Below are 22,771 nucleotides of genomic sequence, written 5' to 3'. Positions count from 1 at the left end.
CGGACACCGAACCTTAAGCGGGGCGTAAGCGTCAGATCCCGCTCTTGACGCCCGAGTTGGTCTAGTCCATTTTACTTGGCAGGTGCAGGGAGCCCCTGGGCCGGCGCCGGTGGTTCAGACCACCGGCGCCGGTTCGGCTTATCCCGTACCTCGCGTTTGTGCAGGCCAAAGCTCGATTCCCCTGTCATGCCCCCTGGCTGTGCGGCCCCACCTCGCACGGTTCGCACCCGGGTTTGTCAGGACCCCCACAACCAGGAGTCTCGCAGCCATGCTTCGTTCCGTTTCCCCCCAGTCGCCCACGCGGCGGCCCAAGGGCTGGGCCGCGCTCGCGGCCGGCACCGCGGCCTCGCTGCTGCTCGGCGGCACCCTGGCGCTGTCCGGCGGCACCGCCCAGGCGGCCCCCACCAACTCGACCGGCGCGCCCGCCACCAGCGGCGGCATCAAGGTGGCCTACTTCGACCAGTGGTCGATCTACACCAACGCCTACTACCTGAAGACCGTGAACGACACCGGCGCCGCCGGGAAGCTCGACTACCTGATCTACGACTTCGGCAACATCGACCCGACCAACCTCACCTGTTTCGAGGCCAACAAGGCCGCGTCGCAGAACGAGGACGACCCCAACGCGGGCGACGGCGCGGGCGACTCCTTCGCCGACTACCAGAAGAGCTTCGGCGCCGACATCTCGGTCGACGGCGTGGGCGACACCTGGAACCAGCCGATCGTGGGCAACTTCAACCAGCTGAAGAAGCTGAAGGCGAAGAACCCCAACCTCAAGGTGCTGCTGTCGATCGGCGGCTGGACCTACTCGAAGTACTTCTCCGACGCCGCCGCCACCGACGCGTCCCGCAAGAAGTTCGTCTCCTCCTGCGTCGACCTGTACATCAAGGGCAACCTGCCCGTGCAGGGCGGCTACGGCGGCCCGGGCACCGGCGCCGGCATCTTCGACGGCATCGACATCGACTGGGAGTACCCGGGCGGCAACGGCCACACCGGCAACCACTCCTCCCCGAACGACAAGCAGAACTTCACCTCGCTGCTCGCCGAGTTCCGCAGCCAGCTGGACGCCCAGGGCAAGACGGACGGCAAGACCTACAGCCTCGCGGCCGCGGTCGGCGCCGGTCAGGACAAGATCAAGTACGTCGAGACCGACAAGATCGGCCAGTACCTGACCTTCCTCGACATCATGACGTACGACATGCACGGCGGTTGGGAGGCGCAGGGCCCGACCAACCACCAGGCCCCGATCTACACCAACCCGAACGACCCGATGAACCCGGTCCCGGGCGGCAACGGCAAGTACTCGCTGGACAACGCCATCAAGGCGTACACGGTGGGCGACCCGCAGTACGGCATCCCCGGCGGCTTCCCGGCGAAGAAGATCAACGTCGGCATCCCGTTCTACTACCGCGGCTGGACCGGCGTCACCGCCGGCAGCAACCACGGCCTGTTCCAGAAGGCGACCGGCCCGGCGGCCGGCGGCAGCTACTCCGGCAACGTCAACGGCATCCGGATGTTCAAGGAGCTCAACGGATTCGTCGACAACCCGTCCTACACCTACTGGGACGACGCCGCGAAGGCCGCGTACTTCTACGACGGCACCACCTTCTGGTCCGGCGAGAACGCGCAGTCCATCCAGGCCAAGCTCGACTACGCGCACTGCAACGGCCTCGGCGGCTCCTTCGCCTTCTCGATGTACGACCTGGGCACCCAGACCGCCCTGTTCGACAAGATGGTGAGCGCCACCAACGGCTCCGCCGCGAACTGCCCGGCCGCCCCGACCCCGTCGGCCTCGGCCTCCGCCTCGCAGTCGGCCAGCCCGTCCGCCTCGGCCTCCGCGTCGGCTTCGGCCTCCGCGTCGGCGTCCGCCTCGGCCTCGCCGTCGCAGTCCGCCACCGCCGGCACCTGCTCCGGTGCGCCGAGCTGGAGCGCGGCCGCCGTGTACGCCACCCCCACCAAGGTCTCGTGGAAGGGCCACTACTACACCAACAAGTGGTGGACCACCAACGAGGACCCCAGCCTGAGCGGCGCGTGGGGCGTGTGGACCGACAACGGCGCCTGCTGACGGCTGATCAGTAGCGGCCCTTGAACGCGAGGGGCGCAGGGAGATCTTCTCTCCCTGCGCCCCTCGTCCGTCTTTCCCGCGGTAGCCCGGGGCGGCTCAGCAGGTCAGGTCGTCGGTGCGGCCCAGGGCGTCCGGCTGGGACTCCTCGATGCGGCGGAGCATCCGGGTGAGCGTGGCGGCCAGTTCGGGGCGGGCGTCGCCGGTGACGTCCTGGAGCAGGTCGGCCTCGAAGACGGCGGCCATCCGCATCAGTTCGAGCCACTTGTCGCGGCCGAGCGGGGTGAGCTCGATGATCACCCGGACCCGGTTGGCCTCGTCGCGCTCCCGGGTGACCAGGCCCTCGGTGACCATCCGGTCGATCCGGTGGGTCATCGCGGCCGGGGTCAGGCCGAGGCGCTTGGCGAGCTCGCCGGGGCCGAGCCGGTACGGGCTGCCGGCGAACACCAGTGCCTTGAGCACCTCCCACTCGGCGTTGGTGATGCCGAGGGTGGCCAGCTGGCGGCTGTAGGCCACGTTCATCCGGCGGGAGAGCCGGGAGAGGGTGGAGACGATGGTCTCCACCTGGGGATCCACGGTGGGGAACTCCCGCTGGTAGAGGGCCACCTGCTCGGCGATGCCGAGTTCGGTGGCGGAGGCGGGCTCCGCTCTGCGTGCGCTCATGCGGTCATTGTTCCACGCATGGTGCAGCCGTTAAGCCTTTGACTCCTTAAGGTTTCCATGCATAGACTTTAGGTCTGAAATCTTACGGGGTAAAGCCGGGGCTGCGAGGGCCCGGCTTCGTGTCTTTCGAGGGGTGTCACGTGAAGGAGTGGGGCGGCCGACTGCGTCGCGTCCAGATCGGCAACGCGCTCAGCGCATTCGGCAGCGGCTTCACGCTGCCGTACATGTTCGTGTACGTGGACCAGGTGCGGGGCCTCGGCGCCGCGGCGGCGGGCGCGGTGTTCACCGTGTTCGCGCTCGCCGCGCTGGCCGTGCTGCCGTTCACCGGCCGCGGCATCGACCGGTACGGCCCGCGCCCGGTGCTGCTGGCCGGCACCGCGATGGCCGCCGCCGGCGCGTTCGCCTTCGGCCAGGCCGCGAGCACGCCCGCGCTGCTGATCTCCTCCTTCCTGTTCGGTGCCGGCGTCACCACCTGCCAGCCCGCGCTGGCCACGATGATCGTCCGCTGCACCCGCAAGGCCGAGCGGTCGCGCGCCTTCGCGCTCCAGTTCACCCTGGTCAACCTGGGCATGGGCATCGGCGCGCTGGTCGGCGGCCAGATCGTCGACACCGCCGACCCGGCCAGCCTGACCAGGCTGTTCACCATCGAGGCGCTGACCTTCCTCGGCCTGGCCGCCGTCACCGGCACCGCGCGGATGCCCGCGGCGGACGTCGAGCCGGCCGGGCCGGCCGGCGCTGCGAAGGGCAGCGGCCTGCGGGCGCTGGTCGCCGACAAGGCGATGCTGCGGCTCTGCCTGCTCGCCGGGCTGATCTTCTTCACCTGCTACGGCCAGTTCGAGTCCGGTGTCGCCGCGTTCGCCACCGACACCGTCGGCACCGCGCCCTCCACCCTGGGCCTGGCGATCGGCGCCAACGCGCTGACCATCGTGGTGCTGCAGATGTTCGTCGTCCGGATCACCGAGCGGCGCCGCCGCACCACCGCGATGGCCGCCGCCGGCGTGGTCTGGCTCGCCGCCTGGGGCATGGCCCTGGTGGCCGGCCTGATCCGCGAGGACCAGCTGGCCGCGACCGTCGCCGTCGTGGCGATCTACGCCCTGTTCGGCGTGGGCGAGTCGCTGCTCGCCCCCACCATGGGCCCGATCGTGGCGGACCTCGCCCCGGCGCGGCTGCTCGGCACCTACAACTCCGGCTACGCGCTGGTGAAGCAGACCGCCGTCGCGGTCGGCCCCGCCGTCGGCGTGCTGCTGGTCGGCTCCGGCACCTGGCCGCTCTACCTGGCCTCGATGGCGGCCTGCACCCTGCTGATCGTCGCCCTGGCGGTCCGCCTGCGCGGCCACCTGACGCCGGCGCAGGACAACGTCCGGGTGCTGAACGTCCCGCAGCGCGAGCTGCGGGAGCTGGAGGCGGTGGCCTGACCGGTCACCGGCGCGGCGGCTCCGCGCGGTCCGGTCGCCGAGGAGCCGTTCGGTGAAGGCCGCGGGCCGGCCGTCGTCGGTCGGCAGCGGGTGGATCCCGCTGCCGGCCCGGGAACGCCCGGGCCGGCAGCGGCGGGGCGGGGTTCAGCGCCGGGTGGGCATCAGGAGCGAGAAGGTGTCCTCCCGGGACGGGAAGCGGATCGCCAACGGGGCGATCGGGCCGCCGAGTTCGAGGACGAGCTGGTCGGCGCCGCCGACCGCCTCCAGCAGGAAGTCCCGGTTCACGTGGACCAGCAGCTCGGCCGGGGAGGCGCCCGGAAGGGCGTCGGCCGCGGTCGCGGTGAGGGCGCTCACCGGGAAGTCGACACCGTCCTGGGAGCGGGTCTCGACGGTCGGCTCGGCGGCGGTGAGCATGCTGTGCAGCTGGTCCGCCGTCAGGGTCAGCCGGTGGGTGGGCTCCAGGTGCAGCAGGCGGCGGTAGTCCGGGAAGTCGTGGTCGGCGGGCGCGCCGGAGAGCTCGCGGCCCCCGGCGCGGACGGTGAACTGCCCGCCGTCCAGGACGAGTTCGGCCTCGTCGGCGTCGTCGAGCAGGGCTCGGGCGGCGTCCGCCAGGGCGGTCGGCAGCAGGGCGGAGGCGGCCGGGCCGGCCAGTGCGGCCGGGCAGTCGGCGACGGCCAGGCGGTAGCGGTCGGTGGCGACCAGGTGCAGCACGCCGTCCTCCGCGTCCAGGAAGATCCCCGCGACGGCGGGGGCGGCGGCGTCGGCCGGGGCGGCGAAGCGCACCGCGTCCAGGGCGGCCGCGAGGCGGGCGGCGGGGACGGTCAGTCGGGTCTGCGGCATGGGGGACTCCCTCGAGTCGAGCAGGGCACGGACCGTGGAGAGTTCACGGCGGGCATCGGACAGGCCGTCCTCCAGCCGGCGCAGGTGCGCGTCCAGTTCGGCGCGGGCCTCGGCCGGGGTGCCGGTCAGGACGCGGGTGATCCCGGCCAGTGGCATGCCGACCCGACGCAGGCGGGTCAGCAGCCGGGCGTCCGGCAGTTGCTCGTCCGCGTACCAGCGGTAGCCCGTGTGCGGGTCGACGACGGCGGGGGCGAAGACGCCGGCGCCGTCGTAGAACCGCAGGGCGCTGACGCTCAGGCCGCTGGCCCGGGCCATCTCGCCGATGCTGCGCAATGTGCTCTCCACGCGGTAGACCCTGGGCCCTCGACCAGGTCGAGGGTCAAACGGTAGCGGTGGGGCGCCCGGCCGCGGCGGGTGCCCCGGCGAGCCGGGAGGCGTCCCCGCGCGCCCCGGTTGCCGCTCCCGTCCGCGCATTCGCCACCGGCTAGGATTTGCGACATTGCGGACATGTCGTCAACTTGCGGGCGGACAGGGGAGGGTATGGCGCAGGCGGCCGAGGTGCGGGACCGGTTCCGGTGGTGGGGGCCGGTCGGGGTGGCGGTGTTCGCGGGGGTGCTGCGGCTGTGGGACCTGCCGTACCCGAACGCCTTCGTGTTCGACGAGACGTACTACCCGAAGGACGCGTGGTCGCTGCTGCAGCAGGGCTACGAGGCGGTGTGGCCGGACAACGCCAACGAGCTGATCCTCGGTGTGCCGCAGGTGATCCCGCTCAGCCAGGAGGGGGCGTTCGTCGCGCATCCGCCCCTGGGCAAGTGGGCGATCGCGGTGGGGGAGCGGTTCTGGGGGCTGCACCCCTTCGGCTGGCGGATCGTGGTGGCGGTGCTGGGCTCGCTGAGCGTGCTGATGCTGGCGCGGATCGGGCGGCGGCTGTTCCGCTCGACGCTGCTGGGGTGCGTCGCGGCGCTGCTACTGGCCGTGGACGGACTGCAGTTCGTGATGAGCCGGGTGGGCCTGCTGGACGGGGTGTCCGCGTTCTTCGTGCTGGCCGCGTTCGGCTGCCTGCTGATCGACCGCGACCGCACCCGGGACCTGCTGCGGGCCGCCCGGGCGGAGGGCGGCCGGGCCGGGGACGAGGTCCGGCTCGGCGGGCGGCCGTGGCGGCTGACCGCCGGGGTGCTGCTGGGGGCGGCGTGCGCCGTGAAGTGGAACGGGCTGCAGGTCCTGGCGGTGTTCACGGTGCTGACCCTGCTGTGGGACCGGGCGGGCCGGCGGGCGGCCGGTGCGTGGCGCCCGTGGCGGTCGATGCTGCGGCGCGACCTGTGGCCGGCGGCGCTGTCCATGGTGGGCAGTGCGCTGGTGGTGTACGTGCTCTCGTGGAGCGGCTGGCTCGCGTCCGACGGCGGGTACGGCCGGCACTGGGCGGACGGCCGGGCCGGGCTGTCGCCGGAGCGGACGCCGCTGGTGGACGTTCCGCTGCCGCAGGTGTCGATGAGCTGGGTGCCCGCGCCGCTGCGCAGCCTGTGGCACTACCACGCGCAGATGTACGACTTCAACACCGGCCTGTCGTCCCCGCACACCTACCAGTCGAATCCGTGGAGTTGGCTGGTGCAGAGCCGGCCGGTGTCCATGTACTGGGAGCAGGTGCCGGACGGGCAGCGCGGCTGCGCCTCCGCCGACGGCTGCGCGAGCCAGATCCTGGCGCTGGGGACGCCGTTCCTGTGGTGGACGGCCTGCTTCGCGCTGGCGTACGCGCTGTACCGGTGGTTCTTCCGGCGGGACTGGCGCTCCGGCGCGATCCTGGCCGGGGTCGCCGGGATCTACCTGCCGTGGTTCCAGTACCAGCACCGGACCACCTTCTCCTTCTACATGGTGCTGCTGGTGCCGTTCCTCTGTCTGGCGGTGACGCAGATGCTGGGGGCGATGCTCGGCCCGGCGGGCTGCCCGCCGCGCCGGCGGCGGTGGGGCGCGGCCGGGGCGGGGCTGATCGTGCTGGCGATCGTCGGGTGCTTCGCGTACTTTCACCCGCTGTACACGGCGGAGGTGATCCCGATGTCCGAGTGGCGCGACCGGATGTGGTTCACCAGTTGGATCTGAGGTGTCGTGAAAGCGCTTTCCGCAGGCGCGGGTTCGCAACTGCTGCCGGTCACCTGGGCGCTCGGCGCGGCGTGCGCGGTGCTGCTCGGGGCGGCCGCGCTGGTCGCCGGGAAGGGCGGGCTCGGCCACGGGCGGGCGGTGCTGCGCGCCGGGGTGCGGGCGGCCGTGCAGCTGGCGGCCGTCGCACTGGTGATCACCTGGGTGGTGCGCTCGCTATGGGCGTCGGCGCTGTTCGTGGTGCTGATGTTCGCCGTCGCGGTGCGCACCGCGGGCCGGCGGATCGGCGAGGGCCGGGCCGGTCCGGGCGGCCGGTGGGAATGGGCGTGGGCGGCGGTGCCGATCGCCGCCGGGGTGCTGCCGGTGCTGCTCCTGCTGGCCGCGACCGGCCTGCTGCCGCCGAAGGGCCTGAGCGTGATCCCGGTCGCGGGCATCCTGATCGGCGGGGCGCTCACCGCGACCTCGCTGGCCGGGCGGCGGGCGCTGGACGAACTGCGGTTGCGGCACGGCGAGGTGGAGGCGGCGCTGGCGCTCGGGTTCGAGGGCCGCGACGCCCGGCTGGAGATCTGCCGGACCGCCGCCGCGACCTCGCTCGTCCCGGCCCTCGACCAGACCCGGACGGTCGGACTGGTCACCCTGCCCGGCGCGTTCGTCGGCATGCTGCTCGGCGGCGCGACGCCCGTGCAGGCCGGGGCGGTGCAACTGTTCGTCCTGGTGGCGCTGCTGGCGGTGGAGGCGGTCGCGGTCGCGGCGGTGCTGGAACTGGTGGGCCGGGGGCTGGTCGGCGCTCGATAGGCGCGCCGCACCTCGCGGGGTGTCGGCGAGACCTTCGGCCGCAGTGCTGTGACCATGAACCAGTGCTGCCGGGCCGAGGCGCCCCCTTCCACGGGCACCCGGCCGGCGGCCCGAGACCGAGAGACTGCCCTTTTCCGATGAACAGCCTGTCCATCGCCGCGCTGACGTTCGGCATCGTCTTCCTCTCCGAACTGCCGGACAAGACCGCCCTGGCCAGCCTGGTCCTCGGCACCAAGTACCGGGCGGGCTACGTGTTCGCGGGCATCGCCGCCGCGTTCGCCGTCCAGGTCGCGCTCGCGCTCGTGGCGGGCAGCCTGCTGGCCCTGCTCCCGCAGCGCTGGGTGGAGGGCGTCACCGGCGCCCTGTTCCTGCTCGGCGCGGGCATGCTGCTGTGGCACAGGGAGGACGAGGACGACGGGGCCGAGGGCAAGGAGCCCAGGAACAGCTCGTTCTGGCGGGTCGCCGGCACCGGCTTCGTGATCGTCGCGGTCGCCGAGTTCGGCGACCTGACCCAGATCATGACGGCCAACCTGGCCGCCAAGTACGCCGACCCGTTGGCCGTCGGCCTGGGCTCCTGGCTGGCGCTGTGCGCGGTCGGCGGCATCGCCGTCGTCGGCGGGCAGAAGCTGCTGCGGCACGTGCCGATGAAGGTCATCGTGCGGGTCGCCGCGCTGGCGATGATCGCGCTGGCCGGGTTCAGCCTGTTCAAGGCGGTCACCGGCTGACGCGCCGTCAGTCCGTCCGGTCAGCAGTCCGGGTTCTGCGCCAACGTCTGGAGCAGGGCCTGGGTCTGCTGGTCGTAGACGCCCCGTTGGACACCCGGCAGGCTCTTGCGGTTGTCGATCTGGAAGGTGCTCAGCACGGACTGCGTCCAGGAGCCGAACCCCGGTCGCCTGGGGTCGGTGTTCGTCCGGTCGGTGTCGAGCGGGCCGATCATGTCGCACCTGTACGCCATCAGCAGCCGCTGGAGCTGCGTCACCTCCGGCCCGGTGTCGTTGAGCCGCAGTGTTCGGAACGCGGGCGGCGAGGACGGCTGGGTCGGGGGTGCGGAGGTCGGCGCGGGCGGCGCGGCGGTGGTCGGGGTGACCGCCGGGTGGGTGGTGACGGTCTGCGTCGGCCGGGCGGTGGTGCGGACCGGCGACGGGCCCGCCGTCGTCGCGGAGGCGGTCGGGGAGGCGTCGGTACTCGGCGGCGCACTCGGGGTGGCCGAGGCGGACGAGACCACCGACGGGGCGGTCGGCGCCGGCAGCGCCTTGTCGACCTTGGTCGGCGAGGAGGAGAGCAGCATCGCGAGGCTCGCGCCGAGCGCGGTCACGCCCACCGCTCCGCCCGCGATCACCAGCCGCTTGCGGTCGGCGCTCTGCCGGCGCTGCGAACGGCGGTCCGCCCGGCTGACCGGTGCGGCCTCGTCGTCGCCCCGGAAGGCGAACATGCCGAGGTCGGCGGGGGCGGGACGGCCGGGCGGCTCGGACCCGTCCTGCGGGTGCGCACCGAGCGGCCGGATCGCTCCGGCGTCCTCGGCCGGGACCGGCGGCAGCAGCGCGGTGGCCGGTTCGGGGCCGGCCGGTACCGGAGGTATCAGCGCGGTCGGCTGCTCGGCCTGCGGCGGCGGAACCACCCGGCCCAGCGTGAACGGGACGCCCTGCTCCGGCGCTCCGGCCGGCCCGGACTGCTCCGGCGCGGGCGGCCCCTGCGGCGGGACGGGCGGCAGCAGCCGGGTCGCCGCAGCGTCCGGCTGCGGCGCGAACGGCTCGTGCGCGAGCGGCTGGGCGGGGGCGGCCGGCTGCGGCGGACCGAACGGGCTGGCGGCCTGCGGCACGTGCGGCGGCCGGGCGGGCGGCTGCGGCGCGGCGAACGGGGCCGGTCCGGCCTGCGGGCCCGTGATCGGCTGGACCGGCGGCGGGCCGACCCGGGTGGCGAAGGGGTCGACGGACGGGTCGCCCGCGTCCACCACGGGGGTGCCGGCGACGTACGGGCGCACCAGCTGCGGGCCGTCCAACGGCGGCAGGAGCTCGGTCTGTTCGACCGGGGAGGCGGCGGGGCACGCGCAGCCGCCGGCGGTCCGTGCGGTGCCGCAGCGGGGGCAGCGGTCTGCCGACATGGGCCGGTCCTCCTCGGGTCGGAATCGAACGGGGTGATTATGCAGGACCATCCCACGGGACGACAGGGACGCTCGGGGCGGGGTGCCCGCTGTCCGATGTGCGGGGAACCGCGCGGGGCGCGGGTTGCCCGCCCCACGCCCCGTCAGCCCGTCGCGGCGCCCGCCCGGTCGCGGAACTGCTGCGGGCTCAGGCCCCGGACCCGCTTGAAGGCGGCGCTGAGCGCGAAGCCGCTGCCGTAGCCGACCCGGCGGGCCACCGCCGCGAGGGTGGCGTCCGGTTCGGCCAGCAGGTCGGCGGCCTGGGCGAGCCGCCAGTCGGTGAGGTACGCCATCGGCGGCTGGCCGACCAGGTCGGTGAAGCGCCGGGCCAGCGCGGCCCGGGAGACACCGGTCTCGGCCGCCAGCTCGTGCACCGTCCAGGCGCGCGCCGGGTCGCCGTGCAGCAGGCCCAGCGCGCGGCCCACCACCGGGTCGGAGTGCGCCCGGTACCAGGCCGGGGCGTGCCGGGCGTCGCGGGAGAACCAGCTGCGCAGCGCGGATATCAGCAGCAGGTCGAGCAGCCGGTCCAGCACCACCTCCTGGCCCGGCTCGTCCCGCCCGATCTCCGCCTCCAGCAGGGCCGGCAGCGGCGAGCTCCACTCCTCGGCGGGCAGCCGCAGCACCGGCGGCAGGGCGCGCAGCAGCCGCCCGCCGACCTCGCCGTGCAACGGGTAGCTGCCGCTGAGCAGCACGGTCGCCGCGTCCCTGGCCGTGCCCCAGGTGCGGACGCCCTGGTCGAGCGCCTCGCACATCCGCTCGCCGCCGAGGGTGGTCGACACCTGGCCGGGGTGGACCACCACCTGCGGCGGGGTCTGCGGCCGGTCGGCGACGGTGTACGGCTCCGGGCCCCGGACGATCGCCAGGTCGCCGGTGCGCAGCGGTACCGGCTCGCCGCCGTCCGGGACGATCCAGCCGTCTCCGCGCACCGGGGTCAGCACGGTCAGCGGCGCCCGGTCCTCGATCCGGAGCGACCACGGCGGGTCGAACACCGACCGCAGCAGGAACGCCCCTCGGGCCCGGGGGCCGGTCAGCAGTGCGGCGAGCGCGTCCATGGCCGGCCAGCGTAGCCGCCCGGCGCCGGCGAGGTGGACGCTCGCGCATGCCAACGAGCTTCCGGGCCATGGATCTTGACCGCCGCGGCGAGTTGACTGACCGTCATGACCGAACGAACGGGGGCCCACGGCATGGCAGTTCTCCGCACCCTGACGCTGATCGGCGCGACCCTCACCGCCGGGCTCGGCGCCGGACTCTTCTACTCCTACGCCTGCTCGGTGATGCCGGGCCTGGCCAGGGTCGACGACCGCGCGTTCGTCGACACCATGCAGCGGATCAACGTGGCGATCCTGAACGGCTGGTTCATGCTCGGCTTCCTCGGCGCGCTGGTGCTGATCGTCGCCGCGGGCGTCCTGCAGTGGCGCGGCGGCGACCGCACCGTCCTGCTGTGGATCGGCGCCGCCGCCGTCCTGTACCTGGTGGTGCTCGTCGTCACCGGCGCGGTGAACGTCCCGCTCAACGACCGGCTGGCCGCCGCCGGCGCCCCCGACGGCCTCACCGACCCGGCCGCCGTCCGCGCCGCGTTCGAGGACGTCTGGGTCCGCTGGAACCTGGTCCGGGCCGTCGCCGCCACCGCCGCCTTCGGCTGCCTCACCTGGGCCCTCGCCCTGTCCGGGCGCAGCTCCTGACGGGCCGTCGGCGCGCGGTGGCGCACGTCACGGGAACCCGTCCGCGGATGCCGGACAGTTCACAGGGGTGACCACAGATATCCGGACCCGGGTACGGGACGGGGGCCCGAGCGCCTTCGCGGAGCTGTTCGACCGCTACGCCCGGACCGTCCACAACCATTCCTTCCGCCTCACCGCGGACTGGTCGACCGCCGAGGACGTCATGTCGGCGACCTTCATGGAGGCGTGGCGGTCGCGCGGCAGGGTGACCCCCGACGGCGGGTCGCTGCGGCCGTGGCTGCTGGGCGTCGCGACCAACCTCGCCCGCAACCACTGCCGCGGCCGGCGCGGCCGCGGAGGACCTGCCCGACCACGCCGAGGAGGTGGCCGGCCGGGTCGACGACCGGCGCCGGATCACCGCCACGATCACCGCCATGGCGTCGCTGCGCCGTCCCGATGTGAGGTGGGGAAGGATGGGCCCATGAGCGTCGTGAAGATCAATGTGCTGACTGTTCCCGCCGAGCAGCGGGAGGTGCTGGAGCAGCGGTTCGCCGCGCGGGCCGGCGCGGTCGAGAACTCGGACGGCTTCGAGTGGTTCGAGCTGCTGCGCCCGGTCGACGGAACGGACCAGTACCTGGTGTACACCCGCTGGCGCGACGAGGAGTCGTACCAGGCGTGGCTGGAGGGCCCGCGGAAGGCCGCGCACCAGGGCGGCGCGGGCGGCGAGCGGCCCAAGCCGGCCGCGACCGGCTCGGAGCTGTGGTCCTTCGAGGTCGTCCAGCAGGCCGCCTCGAAGCAGTAGGACACCCTCTGCGCGGGGCCGGCCCCGGAAGGGCCGGCCCCGCCCGCTCACCGGAACGCGGCCCGGCGGGTGGCACGGCGCAGCGTGCGCAGCAGCGGGCCGCCGACGGTGAGGCAGAGGACGGCCGTGAGCGCCGCGCGCGGGAGGTCCCAGCCGAGGGACGTGGTCAGGCAGTACACCGCGAAACGGGCCAGGTTGGCGGGCAGCGGGTCGCCGGGGACGAACGAGATCGACGTGCTCAACCCGCCGATGTACGGCCAGCCCTGAAGGTTCATCACCACGCCGTAGCCGACCGCCGAGACGACGCCGTACCCGGCCAGCAGCAGCAGCTCGGCCCGGCCGCGCAGCCGGGCGGCGCCCGGGAGCAGCCCCGCGCCGAGACAGACCCAGCCCATGGCGAGCATCTGGAACGGCAGCCACGGGCCCACGCCGCCGGTGAGCAGACCCGACGCGAACATCGACAGCGCGCCGAGGACGAAACCGAAGCCCGGGCCGAGAGCGCGCCCGGAGAGCACCATCAGGAAGAACATCGGCTCCAGCCCGGCCGTGCCCGCACCGAGCGGACGCAGCGCCGCGCCCGCGGCGGCGAGGACGCCGAGCATCGCGACGGCCTTGGCGTCCAGGCCGGGCGCGCCCGCGGCGCTCCGGCCCTCGGAGAGCTGCGCGACCAGCACGGCCAGCAGCAGCGGCAGCAGCAGGGCGAACAGCCACGGCGCGTCCGCGGAATGGCCCACCAGGTCGGAGTCCCGCGAGGCCAGCAGCGGCCACCCGAACGCGGCCACGCCGATCGCGGACACCAGGCCCAGCGCGAGCACCGAGCGCCGCCCGAGCGCGACGGGCCGGGCGGGTTCGGGGGACGGTCGGGGGCTCATCGCGGGCGCTCCGGGGGTGCGGGGGAGGCGAGGGGGCGGTGCGGCGCGCGGAGTTGACGGCCTGTGGTGGCGCGTTCGGGGTGGCGGTGTCGGGTGCGCTCGCCTCCGGCGGTTTCGCCGCGCGGGGCGGACGGCGCGACGGGCCGGGCGGGTTCGGGGGACGGTCGGGGGCTCATCGCGGGCGCTCCGGGGGTGCGGGGCGCGGCCGGCGGTGTGTCACGACTGCTCCTGGTGGGCGAGGGCGGCGGCGACGTCGGGGACGGTCAGGTACGGGGGGAGGATCTTCGCGGTCTGGGGGGCGAAGGTCGGGGAGGCGAGGACGACCTCGGGGGTGGGGCCGTCGGCGACGATCTCGCCCTCGGCGAGGACCGCGGTGCGGTGGGCGAGTTCGGCGGCGAGTTCGACGTCGTGGGTGGCGAGCAGGACGGTGTGGCCGTCGGCGGCGAGGGTGCGCAGGATGTCGACCAGGCGGGCCTTCGCGGCGTAGTCGAGGCCGCGGGTGGGTTCGTCGAGGAGCAGGAGCGGCGGCCGGGCGGCGAGGACGACGGCGAGGGCGAGGGTGAGGCGCTGGCCCTCGGAGAGGTCGCGGGGGTGGCGCTCGTCGTCGATGCCGGGCAGCAGGGCACCCAACAGGTCCCGGCAGGTGCCGGGTTCGGCGGCGGCGTCGCGGTCGGCGCTGGCGCACTCCTCGGCGACGGTCTCGGCGTACAGCAGGTCGCGCGGGTCCTGCGGGACGAGGCCGACGGAGCGGATCAGGTCCTTGGGGCGGGACTTGTGCGGAACGAGGCCGTTCACCCGGACGGTGCCGGAGTCGGGGGCGTGCAGGCCGACCAGGCTGCCCAGCAGGGTGGACTTGCCGGCACCGTTGCGTCCCATCAGCGCGGTGATCTCCCCCGGGAACAGGGCGAGTTCGACGCCGCGCAGGGCGGCGACGGGGCCGCGCCGGACCACCAGCCCGGAGACGGTGGCGACCGCCGGCCCGGCCGGCGGGCGGTCGGCGGGAGCGGCGGGGGCGGGCAGCCGCTCGCGCAGCGCCGCCGCGCGGCGACGGGCGTCGCGGACGGTGAGCGGCAGCGGGTCCCAGCCGGCCAGCCGCCCGAGGTCCACCACGGGCGGGCGGACGGGGGAGCGGGCCATCAGCGCGGCCGGGTCGCCGAGGACGGGGGGCTCGCCGGGGCCGGGCAGCAGCAGGACCCGGTCGGCGTACTGGACGACGCGTTCCAGCCGGTGTTCGGAGAGCAGCACGGTGGTGCCGAGGTCGTGCACCAGCCGCTGCAGGACGGCCAGGACCTCCTCGGCGGCGCCCGGGTCGAGCGCCGAGGTGGGCTCGTCCAGCACCAGCACCTTCGGGTGGACGGCGAGCACCGAGCCGATCGCGACCCGCTGGCGCTGGCCGCCGGAGAGCGCGGACAGGGCGCGGCCGCGCAGGTCGGCGAGGCCGAGCAGGTCGAGGGTCTCCTCGACGCGGCGGCGCATCACGGCGGGCGGCAGGCCCAGCGACTCCATGCCGTAGGCGAGTTCCTCCTCGACCGTGTCGGTGACGAAGTGCCCGGCCGGGTCCTGCCCCACCGTGCCGACCACGTCGGCGAGTTCGCGCGGCCGGTGGGTGCGGGTGTCGCGGCCGGCGACGGTGACCCGGCCCTCCAGGACGCCGCCGGTGAAGTGCGGCACCAGCCCGGACACGGTGCCGAGCAGGGTGGACTTGCCGGCGCCGGACGGGCCGACCAGCAGGCAGAGTTCGCCCTCCGGAATCGTCAGGTCGACGCCGCGCAGGGCGGGTTCGGGGGTGTCGGCGTACCGCACGCCGACCTGCTCGAAAGTGATCACCGGGTGCTCCGGGGCGGCTCGGGGGTGGCGAAGGCGGGCAGCAGGCCGATCAGCACGGCCACGGCGGGCAGCAGCGGCAGACGGGGTGCGGCCGGCGGCACCACCGGCGGCGTCAGGGCCTCCGGCCAGCGGCCCGCGTACCAGATCAGGGCGGCCGCGACCAGCACGCCGGAGAGCGCCGTCAGCCACTCCGGGAGCGCCCACGGGTCGGGCCGGTAACGGGTTCTGACGGCCCGTCGGCTGCCGAGCGCGAGCCCCGCGCCCAGCGCGAGGACGCCCGCCGCCAGCACCGGCAGCGCCCACGGATGACTGCCCGCGGTGAGCAGCCCGTACGTGGCGGCGCACACGCCGAGCAGCCCGGTGAGCGTCAACGCCCCGCCGGTGCGCACCACTCGGCGCGGCACGTCGGCGGTGCGGCCGAAGCCGCGGGTGTCCATCGCCGCCGCCAGGGCCACCGAGCGCTCCAACGCGCCCTCCAGCACCGGCAGTCCCACCGACAGCACCGCCCGCACCCCCCGGTCGGTGCGGCCGCGCAGCCGCCGGGCCGCGCGCAGGCGGCGGACGTCCGCGACCAGGTTCGGCGCGAACGTCATCGCCACCACGGCCGCCACGCCCGCCTCGTACAGGGCGCCCGGCAGCGAGCGCAGCAGCCGGGACGGGGAGGCCAGCGCGTTCGCCGCGCCCACGCAGGCCAGCAGCACGGCCAGCCGCAGCCCCTCGTACAGGGCGAACAGCACGCCCTCCAGGGTCACCGAGCCGCCCAGCCGGACGCCCTGCGCCCAGCCCGGCAGCGGGAGTTGCGGAAGCGTGAACAGGACGTGGGTGCCGCCGACGGGGGAGCCCAGCACGATCGCGAACACCATCCGGGCGGCCAGCACCAGCAGGCCGAGGCGCAGGAACGCGGCGTACGAGCGGGCCCACGGGGCGTCGCCGCGCCGGGCGGCCACCACGAAGCCCGCCACCGCCAGCACCAGCAGCAGGAGCAGCGGATTGCTGGTCCGGCTGGCCGCCGCCGCGAGGCCCAGCGACCACAGCCACCACGCGCCGGGGTGCACCTGGCGGGACAGCGAACGGCTGTGCACCGCCGCCGAGTTCGGGGGATCGGCGGCGGTGCGGCGCAGGCGGTCGACGGACATGGTCAGCGGGTGCGGCGGCGACGGGCCTGCCAGACCGCGCCGGCGCCCAGCAGGACCACCGCGCCGGCCCCGGCGATCAGGCCGAGGTCCGGACCGCCGTCGCCCCGGCCGGCCGAGCCGCCCGACGCGGCGGAGCCGGCGCCGCCGACGGCCTCGCCGCAGCCCGCCTTCGGGTAGCCGGCGATCGCGCACAGCAGCCCGCCGGAGTCGTAGCGCAGCGGCGGCGCGACCGCGGCCAGCACCTCCGCGGAGTTCGCGGCGGTCGGCACCGAGGCGCACAACGAGCGTGCCGCGGCAGGCTGTTCACCGTTCGGGGCGTCCTTCGCGGTGCCGAAGTCGAGCACCACGGCGACCCGCTTGTGGCCGCCGCTGGGCGCGGTGGCCGCACAGATCGCGCCGAAGTCGGCGGCCGCCGACGGCCGGGGCGCGTCCTGGCCGCCGTCCGGGCTCAGCACGAACCGCCAGCCGTCCACCGCGCCGTCCGCGGGCACCGTCCCGGTCGGCCCGGCCTGCTGGTAGGACCAGCCGTCCGGGCCGCCCTTCCAGAACGACCAGTAGCGGTACTCCGCGGCGTGCGCCGACCCGGCGGCCGGGCCGAGCAGCGCCGCGAGCAGCCCGAGCAGCACGGCGACGGCCGCCGCGGGGGCGGCGGTCCGGTGCGGCCGGCCGGTCACCGGTCCTGCTCCGGCCGCTCGTCCGAGGCGTCGTCGGCGGACGGCGCGGCCTCGGCGGCGGGCTGGTTCTGGCGGCGGCGGTTCAGGCTCAGCAGGATGCCCGCGCCGATGCCGACCAGCAGGCCGACGCCGATCAGCCAGCCGGCCGAGAAGCCGCTGTTCTCGTCGGGCTCGGTGATCGCCGAGCCGGGCGCGCGGGTGGCCTGCGGGTCGCCGCCGACCGGGCCGGCCTTCGGCTCGGGACCGGAGTCGGCCAGCAGCTGCACCAGGTTGGCGCCGCCGAAGTTGTACGGGTCGAGCTTGGCGGCGCGGGCGGTCAGCACCAGGGTGGCGGTGGCCGCCGGGTCGGTGCCGCTCCTGCCCTGCGCGGCCCAGGCGTAGCCGTTGCCGGCCAGCCAGTCGGCCGCGCTGGCGGCCTCCGCGGCGTGGCCGGCGGCGACCAGGCCGAGCACCGCCCAGGCGGTCGAGTTGAAGTCGGCGGCGGCGGCCGCGCCCGGGGTGTCCAGCAGCAGGCGCTGCCCGCCGGCGGCGAGCCTGCCGGTCAGCCAGGCGGCGTCCGCCTCGGCGGAGTCGGCGTGCGCGACCGGGCCGTCGCCGGTGACCCCGGTCGGGCAGGCGAGGGCCTTCGGGGCGGCGTCCTTGCGGTCCGCGGTGGTGACCGGCAGGTGGCCGCCCGCGGAGGCCAGCAGGGCCTGCGCGGAGGCGAGCGTGTTCGGTGCGGCCGGGCCGCCCGGCACCGGCTGGTAGACGAACCCGCCGCGCTGCTCGGCGGCGGCCCAGCAGCCCAACTGGAACGAGGCCAGGCCCTGGTAGGCGGACTGCCCGCCGGCGGCGGCCGTCGCACCCGGGTCGAGGCCGGCGGCCAGCAGCGCGTTCACCACCAGCGCGGTGGAGTTGGCGTCGCCGGGCGTGCCCGGGTTGTACGCCCAGGTGCCGTCCACGGTCTGCTGGGCCCGCAGCCAGTCGATGCCGCGGGTGACCGGCTGCTGGTGGCCGCCGAGCGCGGTCAGCGCCTGGATCGCCATCGCGGTGGCGTTGGAGTCCTCGGCGGCGGCCGTGCAGGCGGCACCCTCGGCCCGGTAGGACGGCCAGCCGCCGTCCTCGCACTGCTGGCCGAGCAGCCACTGCACCGCGGCGTCGGCCGGCTCGACCTTCTCCTGGTGCAGCGCCATCAGCGCCAGCGACTGCCGCCACACGCCGTCGTACTGCGGGTCGCCCTTGCCGTACAGCCCGGCCGGCACGCCCGAGGACGCCGACGGCGAACCCGACGCGGAGCCCGAGGCCGAACCGGACGGGGAACCGGAGGCGGACGCCCCGGGCGACGGGTCGGCGAGGGCGGGCGCGGCGGCGACACCGGCGAGCAGGGCGCCGGCCAGCGCGGCGGCGCCCAGACGGGCAGCGGTCAGCATGGGAGAAGCCTTTCGGGAGCGGTCGCAGCGGACCCGTGCGCACGGGCCGCCCGTAGACCCACGACGGAGGAGGGCCGCTCGTCTCCGGCCGGGCAGTCCGACTGCGCTCCGCCGCGGAACGGCGCAGCTCACGGTTGCGGGTCAGTGCCGGAATCGCACCGGCTTCCCCCGGCCTCGGAGGCGGATGAAGTTGTCGGCGGTCCGGTGGGGGCCGGTCCGCGCCCCCAAGACTCTAGCCGCCGACCGGCGCGCCGCCGCCCCGGACCGGTGGTGGAACGAGTTGCAGTTCCGTCTCGGGTCCGGCGGGCGTGAGCAGCCGGGCGGCGGTGTGCAGGTCCGCCCGCACCTCGGCCAGCGACGCCCGCCCCGACAGCCACGCCAGCAGGGTGGCGTGCCAGGTGTGGGCGACCACCCGCAGCGCCGCCTGCTGGCCGGCCGTCGGCGGGTCCGGCAGCCGGGCGGCCTCCAGCACGATCGCCGAGGTGACCTGCGCGACCTCGTCCACCTCGCTGCCCACCGAGCGGTCCGCGAACGACAGCGCCCGCACCATCGCCTCCGCCAGCCGCGGCTCGCGCTGCAGCGCGTGGAAGGCGTGGGTGAGCGCCTCGGCGACCCGCGCCGCCGGGTCCGCCCCGGTCGGCGGACGCCGCCTCACCTGCTCGTGCAGCCGCTCCAGCTGCTCCCGCATCACCGCCACCAGCAGGTGCACCTTGGACGGGAAGTAGCGGTACAGGGTGCCCAGCGCGACCTGCGCGCTCTCCGCGACCTCGCGCATCTGCACCGCCTCGAAGCCGCCCCGGGCGGCCAGCGCGGTGGCGGCCCGCAGGATGCCCCGGCGCCGTTCGGCCTGGCGCGGCGTCAGCGTCCCGTCGGCGGCGGCATTCGCGGTCACGTTCACTCCCGGGGCGGGGGATCGAAGGGCGGGCGGCTGGAGCGGGCCGGAAACCCCGGGGACGGGCGGCCGTGCAGCGTGGCGTGAATCACCTGCCAGGGCTCCTGACGGCCAGCTACGGCCCGGTAATCTTCGAGGTCTCCCGTTGTTCACTTTCCCCGACGGCGAGCCTGCACCACTGTGAAACGTGATCTACTTTACCGGTCGGCGGCCGTGTCCGTCGCCGGTCCCGGTGAGTAGGGAAGAGGGGCCCCGGATGACCGCGTTGCCGCCGCCGTCGCTGCGGATCGCCCTGCTGTCGTACCGCGGCGACCCGTTCTGCGGCGGCCAGGGCGTGTACGTGCGCCACCTGTCCCGGGAGCTCGCCCGGCTCGGCCATCACGTCGACGTGATCGGCGCCCAGCCGTACCCCGTCCTCGACGAGGTCGAAGGACCCGGCTCGGTGCGCCTGGTGGAACTGCCCAGCCTCGACCTGTACCGCTCCGACGACCCGTTCCGCACCCCCGCCGCCGCCGAGTTCCGCGGCCCGGTGGACCTGCTGGAGTTCGCGGTGATGCGCACCGGCGGCTTCCCCGAGCCGCTGACCTTCTCGCTGCGCGCCCGCCAGTACCTGGCCCGGCACAAGGGCCGCTACGACGTGGTGCACGACAACCAGACCCTCGGCTACGGCCTGCTCGGCCTGGCCCGGCACGGCTTCCCGCTGGTCACGACGGTCCATCACCCGGTCACCGTGGACCGGCAGTTGGAGATCGACGCCGCCGCCACCCGGCTGGAGCGGCTCGGCAAGCGCCGCTGGTACGCCTTCACCCGGATGCAGCAGCGGGTGGCCCGGCGGCTGGAGCACGTCATCACCGTCTCGGAGAGCTCCCGCGCCGAGATCGCCGAGCACCTCGGCGCCGCCCCGCACGCCATCTCGGTCGTCCCGATCGGCGCCGACACCCGCCTCTGGTCGCCGTCCGCGGACACCGCCCGGGTGCCCGGCCGGATCGTCGCCACCTCCAGCGCCGACGTCCCGCTCAAGGGCCTGGTGCACCTGGTCGAGGCGCTCGCCAAGGTCCGCACCGAACGCGACGCCCACCTGGTGGTGGTCGGCAAGCCGCAGAAGGGCGACGGCCCGGTCGCCGACGCGGTCCGCCGGTTCGGCCTGGAGCAGCACATCGAGTTCCGCACCGGCCTGACCGACGCCGAACTCGTCGACCTGTACCGCTCCGCCGAGGCCGCCTGCGTCCCGTCCCTGTACGAGGGCTTCTCGCTGCCCGCCGCCGAGGCGATGGCCACCGCCACTCCGCTGGTCGCCACCACCGGCGGCGCCATCCCCGAGGTCGCCGGACCCGACGGCGAGACCTGCCTGGCCGTCCCGCCCGGCGACGCCGGCGCGCTCGCCGCCGCCCTCGGCCGCCTGCTCGACGACCCCGGGCTGCGCGCCCGCCTCGGCGAGGCCGGACGCGCCCGGGTGCTGGACCGGTTCACCTGGGCCCGGGCCGCCGAACTGACCGCCGACCGCTACCGGGCCGCCATCGCCACCGGAGCGGGCGCCGCCGCCCGCTCCGGGCCCGGCTGGCGCTACGTCGGCTGACGCCGCGGCCGGCCGACGGCCCGTCAACTCTCGCAACACCCCTTCGTGAATGGGAGCCCCGCAGTGCTGACCGTCGACTTCTCCCGCTTCCCGCTCGCCCCAGGCGACCGGGTGCTCGACCTGGGCTGCGGCGGCGGCCGGCACGCGTTCGAGTGCTACCGGCGCGGCGCCAACGTGGTCGCCCTGGACCAGAACGGCGAGGAGATCGCCGAGGTCCGCAAGTGGTTCGCCGCCATGGAGCAGGCCGGCGAGGCGCCCGCCGGGGCCAGCGCCACCGCCATGGAGGGCGACGCGCTGAACCTCCCGTTCGACGACGACACCTTCGACAAGATCATCATCTCCGAGGTGATGGAGCACATCCCCGACGACAAGGGCGTGCTCGCCGAGATGGTCCGCGTCCTCAAGCCGGGCGGCCTGCTCGCCGTCACCGTGCCCCGCTACCTGCCGGAGAAGATCTGCTGGGCGCTGTCCGACGAGTACCACGAGGTCGAGGGCGGCCACATCCGCATCTACAAGGGCGACGAACTCGTCCGGAAGGTCCGCGAAGCCGGCCTGCAGCCCTACGGCAGCCACCACGCCCACGCCCTGCACTCCCCGTACTGGTGGATCAAGTGCGCCGTCGGCGTCAACAACGACAAGGCCCTGCCGGTGCGCGCCTACCACCAGCTGCTGGTCTGGGACATCGTCGGCACCCCCGTGGTCTCCACCCTCACCAAGGCCGCCGAGAAGGCGCTCAACCCGGTGATCGGCAAGTCCTTCGTGGTGTACGCCAGCAAGCCCCGGACCGGCGAGTGACGGCCGCCGTCCCCGCGGCGCTGCTGCTGGACGGCGTCCTCGACGCCGACCGGGCCGCCGACACGGTCCGCTCGATCCTCGCCCAGCAGCAGCCCGACGGCGCGATCCCCTGGTTCCACGGCGGCCACCTCGACCCGTGGGACCACACCGAGGCCGCGATGGCCCTCGACACCGCCGGCGAACACGCCGCCGCCGAAGCCGCCTACCAGTGGCTCGCCGACCGGCAGAACCCCGACGGATCCTGGTACGCCGCCTACGCCTACGGCCAGGACGGCATCCCCGACGGCACCGCCACCGACCGCGCCCGGGAGACCAACTTCTGCGCGTACGTCGCCGTCGGCGCCTGGCACCACCACCTGTCCACCGGCGACGACCGCTTCCTGGAACGGATCTGGCCCACCGTCAGCCGCGCCCTCGACCACACCGTCCGGCTCAGCCTCCCCGGCGGGGCGATCGCCTGGCGGCAGGACGAGAACGGCGACACCGCCCAGGACGCCCTGCTCACCGGCTCCTGCTCGATCCTGCACGCCCTGCGCTGCGGACTCGCCGTCGCCGACCACCTCGACCGGCCCCAGCCCGACTGGGAGCTGGCCGCCGGACGGCTCCAGCACGCCATCGCCCACCACCCCGAGCGGTTCCTCGACAAGGACCGCTACTCCATGGACTGGTACTACCCCGTCCTCGGCACCGCGCTGCGCGGCGAGGACGCGACGGCCCGGCTGGCCGCCGACTGGGACCGCTTCGTCGTCCCCGGCCTCGGCGTCCGCTGCGTCAGCGACCGCCCCTGGGTCACCGGCGGCGAGAGCGCCGAACTCGCCCTCGCACTGTGGGCCGCCGGCCAGTCCGACCGGGCCGTCGAGATCCTCCGCTGGATCCAGCACCTGCGCCACCAGGACGGCTCCTACTGGACCGGCTACGTCTTCGAGGACGACGCGATCTGGCCCGAGGAACGCACCACCTGGACCGCCGGCGCGCTGCTGCTCGCCGTCGCCGCGCTCGGCGGCGACCACGCGACCGTCAGCGTCTTCGGCGGCGAGCACCTGCCGGCCGGGCTGGTCGTCGACGACTGCTGCTGAACCGCCGCGAACGACCGAAAGGTCCGCCCGGGAAGGGGAGTCCCC

General features: G+C 74.9%; 20 protein-coding genes, 1 pseudogene and 1 riboswitch. Of the genes and pseudogenes, 11 read left to right on the top strand and 10 right to left on the bottom strand.

Annotated elements, in window-relative coordinates:
• Positions 1-268: 268 nt before the first annotated feature.
• Entirely contained in the window at positions 269-2,065 is a 1,797-nt protein-coding gene (locus ACFV1L_RS28150; protein ID WP_380370861.1) for a glycosyl hydrolase family 18 protein, read from the top strand.
• Positions 2,066-2,161: 96 nt separating this feature from the next.
• On the opposite strand, the gene ACFV1L_RS28145 is transcribed toward ACFV1L_RS28150, so the two are convergent.
• Complete coding sequence (locus ACFV1L_RS28145; RefSeq protein ID WP_380370859.1) at positions 2,162-2,725, bottom strand: MarR family winged helix-turn-helix transcriptional regulator; 564 nt, start codon at positions 2,723-2,725, stop codon at positions 2,162-2,164.
• Between the two features lie 140 nt (positions 2,726-2,865).
• Between ACFV1L_RS28145 and ACFV1L_RS28140 the strand changes: the two genes are divergently transcribed.
• Positions 2,866-4,140 carry an MFS transporter gene (locus ACFV1L_RS28140; RefSeq protein WP_380370857.1) on the top strand — a complete coding sequence of 425 codons (1,275 nt, stop codon included), beginning with the start codon at positions 2,866-2,868 and terminating at the stop codon, positions 4,138-4,140.
• A 144-nt stretch (positions 4,141-4,284) separates the two neighbouring features.
• On the opposite strand, the gene ACFV1L_RS28135 is transcribed toward ACFV1L_RS28140, so the two are convergent.
• A complete protein-coding gene (locus ACFV1L_RS28135) occupies positions 4,285-5,325 on the bottom strand; it encodes a MerR family transcriptional regulator (RefSeq protein ID WP_380370855.1) in 1,041 nt (346 codons plus the stop codon).
• A 195-nt stretch (positions 5,326-5,520) separates the two neighbouring features.
• Between ACFV1L_RS28135 and ACFV1L_RS28130 the strand changes: the two genes are divergently transcribed.
• From ACFV1L_RS28130 to ACFV1L_RS28120, 3 genes are all read left to right on the top strand, one after another.
• Positions 5,521-7,074 carry a dolichyl-phosphate-mannose--protein mannosyltransferase gene (locus ACFV1L_RS28130; RefSeq protein WP_380370853.1) on the top strand — a complete coding sequence of 518 codons (1,554 nt, stop codon included), beginning with the start codon at positions 5,521-5,523 and terminating at the stop codon, positions 7,072-7,074.
• 6 nt (positions 7,075-7,080) lie between these two features.
• Positions 7,081-7,866 (top strand): ABC transporter permease, encoded by a 786-nt coding sequence (locus tag ACFV1L_RS28125; protein WP_380370850.1) that lies wholly within the window; start codon positions 7,081-7,083, stop codon positions 7,864-7,866.
• Between the two features lie 137 nt (positions 7,867-8,003).
• On the top strand, positions 8,004-8,591 hold the full coding sequence (locus tag ACFV1L_RS28120) for a TMEM165/GDT1 family protein (RefSeq protein WP_380370847.1): 588 nt from the start codon (positions 8,004-8,006) through the stop codon (positions 8,589-8,591).
• A 20-nt stretch (positions 8,592-8,611) separates the two neighbouring features.
• On the opposite strand, the gene ACFV1L_RS28115 is transcribed toward ACFV1L_RS28120, so the two are convergent.
• Positions 8,612-9,967 (bottom strand): hypothetical protein, encoded by a 1,356-nt coding sequence (locus tag ACFV1L_RS28115; RefSeq protein WP_380370845.1) that lies wholly within the window; start codon positions 9,965-9,967, stop codon positions 8,612-8,614.
• A gap of 143 nt (positions 9,968-10,110) precedes the next feature.
• On the bottom strand, positions 10,111-11,058 hold the full coding sequence (locus tag ACFV1L_RS28110; protein WP_380370843.1) for an AraC family transcriptional regulator: 948 nt from the start codon (positions 11,056-11,058) through the stop codon (positions 10,111-10,113).
• Positions 11,059-11,163: 105 nt separating this feature from the next.
• Between ACFV1L_RS28110 and ACFV1L_RS28105 the strand changes: the two genes are divergently transcribed.
• From ACFV1L_RS28105 to ACFV1L_RS28095, 3 genes and pseudogenes are all read left to right on the top strand, one after another.
• A complete protein-coding gene (locus ACFV1L_RS28105) occupies positions 11,164-11,688 on the top strand; it encodes a DUF1772 domain-containing protein (protein ID WP_380370840.1) in 525 nt (174 codons plus the stop codon).
• A 67-nt stretch (positions 11,689-11,755) separates the two neighbouring features.
• Positions 11,756-12,125: pseudogene (locus ACFV1L_RS28100) on the top strand (RNA polymerase sigma factor); the annotation flags it as partial.
• A 23-nt stretch (positions 12,126-12,148) separates the two neighbouring features.
• On the top strand, positions 12,149-12,469 hold the full coding sequence (locus tag ACFV1L_RS28095) for an antibiotic biosynthesis monooxygenase family protein (protein ID WP_380370838.1): 321 nt from the start codon (positions 12,149-12,151) through the stop codon (positions 12,467-12,469).
• 47 nt (positions 12,470-12,516) lie between these two features.
• Here the strand turns inward: ACFV1L_RS28095 and ACFV1L_RS28090 are convergent, their stop codons facing one another.
• From ACFV1L_RS28090 to ACFV1L_RS28065, 6 genes are all read right to left on the bottom strand, one after another.
• Positions 12,517-13,341, bottom strand: a complete 825-nt coding sequence (locus ACFV1L_RS28090; RefSeq protein WP_380370836.1) for an ECF transporter S component — start codon at positions 13,339-13,341, stop codon at positions 12,517-12,519.
• A gap of 216 nt (positions 13,342-13,557) precedes the next feature.
• Positions 13,558-15,168 carry an ABC transporter ATP-binding protein gene (locus ACFV1L_RS28085; RefSeq protein ID WP_380370834.1) on the bottom strand — a complete coding sequence of 537 codons (1,611 nt, stop codon included), beginning with the start codon at positions 15,166-15,168 and terminating at the stop codon, positions 13,558-13,560.
• Positions 15,165-16,304, bottom strand: coding sequence for an energy-coupling factor transporter transmembrane component T (locus tag ACFV1L_RS28080; protein WP_380370831.1), 1,140 nt, complete (start codon positions 16,302-16,304; stop codon positions 15,165-15,167). Before ACFV1L_RS28080 ends, ACFV1L_RS28085 begins: the two co-directional genes overlap by 4 nt.
• A gap of 2 nt (positions 16,305-16,306) precedes the next feature.
• A complete protein-coding gene (locus tag ACFV1L_RS28075) occupies positions 16,307-16,978 on the bottom strand; it encodes an SCO2322 family protein (protein WP_380370828.1) in 672 nt (223 codons plus the stop codon).
• A complete protein-coding gene (locus ACFV1L_RS28070; protein ID WP_380370826.1) occupies positions 16,975-18,387 on the bottom strand; it encodes a prenyltransferase/squalene oxidase repeat-containing protein in 1,413 nt (470 codons plus the stop codon). Before ACFV1L_RS28070 ends, ACFV1L_RS28075 begins: the two co-directional genes overlap by 4 nt.
• Before the next feature lie 80 nt (positions 18,388-18,467).
• Positions 18,468-18,554, bottom strand: a riboswitch (cobalamin riboswitch).
• Positions 18,555-18,619: 65 nt separating this feature from the next.
• The gene (locus tag ACFV1L_RS28065; RefSeq protein ID WP_380370823.1) at positions 18,620-19,279 is read right to left on the bottom strand and encodes a TetR family transcriptional regulator; all 660 of its coding nucleotides are present in this window, start codon (positions 19,277-19,279) and stop codon (positions 18,620-18,622) included.
• Between the two features lie 256 nt (positions 19,280-19,535).
• Here ACFV1L_RS28065 and ACFV1L_RS28060 point away from each other — a divergent pair, with 256 nt between their 5' ends.
• From ACFV1L_RS28060 to ACFV1L_RS28050, 3 genes are all read left to right on the top strand, one after another.
• Positions 19,536-20,855, top strand: a complete 1,320-nt coding sequence (locus ACFV1L_RS28060) for a glycosyltransferase family 4 protein (RefSeq protein WP_380370821.1) — start codon at positions 19,536-19,538, stop codon at positions 20,853-20,855.
• A 63-nt stretch (positions 20,856-20,918) separates the two neighbouring features.
• Complete coding sequence (locus ACFV1L_RS28055; RefSeq protein ID WP_380370819.1) at positions 20,919-21,650, top strand: class I SAM-dependent methyltransferase; 732 nt, start codon at positions 20,919-20,921, stop codon at positions 21,648-21,650.
• Positions 21,647-22,726, top strand: coding sequence for a prenyltransferase (locus ACFV1L_RS28050; protein ID WP_380370816.1), 1,080 nt, complete (start codon positions 21,647-21,649; stop codon positions 22,724-22,726). The genes ACFV1L_RS28055 and ACFV1L_RS28050 overlap by 4 nt, the downstream gene beginning before the upstream one ends.
• Positions 22,727-22,771 lie beyond the last annotated feature (45 nt).

The organism is Kitasatospora sp. NPDC059646 (assembly GCF_042734615.1).
In the GTDB taxonomy this organism is placed as follows: Bacteria; Actinomycetota; Actinomycetes; order Streptomycetales; family Streptomycetaceae; genus Kitasatospora.
This window is presented reverse-complemented; position numbering and strand designations above follow the sequence as displayed.

Coding starts and splice junctions, on each gene's coding strand:
- ACFV1L_RS28090 (WP_380370836.1), bottom strand. CDS start 13,341: ATGAGCCCCCGACCGTCCCCCGAACCCGCCCGGCCCGTCGCGCTCGGG.
- ACFV1L_RS28060 (WP_380370821.1), top strand. CDS start 19,536: ATGACCGCGTTGCCGCCGCCGTCGCTGCGGATCGCCCTGCTGTCGTAC.
- ACFV1L_RS28095 (WP_380370838.1), top strand. CDS start 12,149: ATGAGCGTCGTGAAGATCAATGTGCTGACTGTTCCCGCCGAGCAGCGG.
- ACFV1L_RS28150 (WP_380370861.1), top strand. CDS start 269: ATGCTTCGTTCCGTTTCCCCCCAGTCGCCCACGCGGCGGCCCAAGGGC.
- ACFV1L_RS28120 (WP_380370847.1), top strand. CDS start 8,004: ATGAACAGCCTGTCCATCGCCGCGCTGACGTTCGGCATCGTCTTCCTC.
- ACFV1L_RS28080 (WP_380370831.1), bottom strand. CDS start 16,304: ATGTCCGTCGACCGCCTGCGCCGCACCGCCGCCGATCCCCCGAACTCG.
- ACFV1L_RS28105 (WP_380370840.1), top strand. CDS start 11,164: ATGACCGAACGAACGGGGGCCCACGGCATGGCAGTTCTCCGCACCCTG.
- ACFV1L_RS28110 (WP_380370843.1), bottom strand. CDS start 11,058: ATGGACGCGCTCGCCGCACTGCTGACCGGCCCCCGGGCCCGAGGGGCG.
- ACFV1L_RS28070 (WP_380370826.1), bottom strand. CDS start 18,387: ATGCTGACCGCTGCCCGTCTGGGCGCCGCCGCGCTGGCCGGCGCCCTG.
- ACFV1L_RS28115 (WP_380370845.1), bottom strand. CDS start 9,967: ATGTCGGCAGACCGCTGCCCCCGCTGCGGCACCGCACGGACCGCCGGC.
- ACFV1L_RS28130 (WP_380370853.1), top strand. CDS start 5,521: ATGGCGCAGGCGGCCGAGGTGCGGGACCGGTTCCGGTGGTGGGGGCCG.
- ACFV1L_RS28145 (WP_380370859.1), bottom strand. CDS start 2,725: ATGAGCGCACGCAGAGCGGAGCCCGCCTCCGCCACCGAACTCGGCATC.